The 1,904-nt window shown below is 46.0% G+C and carries 1 protein-coding gene; it reads left to right on the forward strand.

Annotation, left to right across the window (positions count from 1 at the left end):
* Positions 1-318 precede the first annotated feature (318 nt).
* On the forward strand, positions 319-1,398 hold the full coding sequence (locus ACUVJL_RS25335) for a glycosyltransferase family 4 protein (protein WP_445248361.1): 1,080 nt from the start codon (positions 319-321) through the stop codon (positions 1,396-1,398).
* The last annotated feature ends 506 nt before the right edge of the window (positions 1,399-1,904 follow it).

Here is a 1,904-nt window from a genome sequence, read left to right on the forward strand (position 1 = left end):
CCCAGTACCATTTCTACCAGTTCAGCTTGGCTCAACTGCTCGATTTGGGTTTTTTTCTGCTCTTTGGTGGCTGCGGGCTTTTTCATTCGTTTATTTTACCAGATGCCGTCACTGAAGTTTTTTTGACCTGAATCCTTACGAATGGTGAATATGTGGTGTTTGTAGAGGAAGATGCGAAAGCCAAGGTGATTATGTATCGGTTTACCTCAAATAATTAAGTAAATCGGGCCAAATCAACGTTAACTTCTCATTTATCGACTGTAATTTCCAACTAAAGCTATTTTCGTTTTTTTACGTTATCTAATTTAGAGGTATTTGATGCGCGTCCTACATATTCTCAACCACGTCCAAGAGATCGGAAATGGGATTGTCAATGTGACAGTCGATCTAGCCTGTCTGCAAGCCAAAGCAGGTCACGAAGTCGCTGTCGCTTCTGCTGGTGGAGAATATGAGGAATTAATGGCACGTTATGGTGTAAGGCTCTTCAAACTCGATCAGACGAGGACACCGATCAATCTGCTTAAGGCTGCTGCACGTTATCGGGCGATCGCACAAGAGTTTCAACCTGATATCGTCCATGCTCATATGATGACGGGAGTGGTACTGGCGCGTGCTTTAAGAGTGGGATTTGGATACGCTGTCGTGTCTACAGTCCATAATGAATTTCAGCGCAGTGCAGTGCTTATGGGTTGGGCTGACCGGGTTATTGCGGTCAGTAAGGCGGTTGCCCAGTCAATGGCTCGGCGCGGTATTCCTCAGAACAAGTTGCGGGTAGTCAATAATGGTACACTAGGTAGCCCCCGCACTCGCCAACTGACAGAATACCAACCGATGCCACTACAGCGACCCGCGATCGCAACTGTGGCGGGGATGTATCGGCGCAAAGGGATTGCTGAGTTAATTGAGGCTTTCGCACAAATCGCTGCGGATTTTCCCGAGGCCCATCTCTATCTGGTGGGGAACGGACCTGATCGGGAAATGTTTGAGGCGCAAGCACAAAGTACAGCCGTGAGCGATCGCATTCATTTTGAAGGCTTCCAGTCTGAGCCGCAGCGCTATCTGTTAGCTACTGACATCTTCGTACTTGCTTCGCACCGTGACCCTTCCCCTCTTGTTATCCCAGAAGCTCGTGAAGCAGGATGCGCCATTATTGCTAGTGATGTGGATGGCATTCCTGAAGCGTTGTCTGGAGGGCAGGCAGGTATGCTGGTTCCGCCATCAAATAGCCAGAGTCTAGCAGTCGCTCTGAGGCAATTACTCAGTGACCCCAGCTTGCTGCACAAAGGGAAAAGCAAAGCAAAAAACAACCTAGATTGCCTGAGTGTTTCGCGTGTCAATCAGGAAACCTTGGCAGTTTATCGCGAATTGACCACTAACAATACTTCGGACAGTTTTTGATTGCCAACCGTAGAATAAGGGTTTCAAGGCTCCAAGGCAAGTTCGCTACCAACGGAAAATCGAGGGTTTCAGACGACCAACTAAAAACTGTCCGGACTATTGCACTAAGGAATTTTCAAATAAGACTAAGGACTGAGAATCAGATTACAGCCCAAACACATATCTGGTGTAGTTGTTCTTATACTACCCTTGCTTGCAACTTATCCTTATACCAATTCACTATGAAGGTACACGCTCATATAGGCTAAAGTAGAGGATATCCAATATGGCCAACAAATTTCAGGTAGAAATCCAGGAAACGCTTGAGGAACTAGAGCATCGACTCGAACGGGCTATAACAGCAGTAAGTAAAGAAAAATTACTGCTATAGGACTTACGCATTGACAGAATAACAAAATAGTGCATTGATAAAGATGGGTCGTTTACTTTCTAGGTATCGGACAATCAGAGAAATTACTAAACCATCGACAGCACAATGCAATCTAGACCTCTACACCTTATTTTTG

The sequence above is a fragment of the Microcoleus sp. OTE_8_concoct_300 genome (genome assembly GCF_031383065.1).
Classification (GTDB): domain Bacteria; phylum Cyanobacteriota; class Cyanobacteriia; order Cyanobacteriales; family Microcoleaceae; genus Microcoleus.

Coding starts and splice junctions, on each gene's coding strand:
- ACUVJL_RS25335 (WP_445248361.1), top strand. CDS start 319: ATGCGCGTCCTACATATTCTCAACCACGTCCAAGAGATCGGAAATGGG.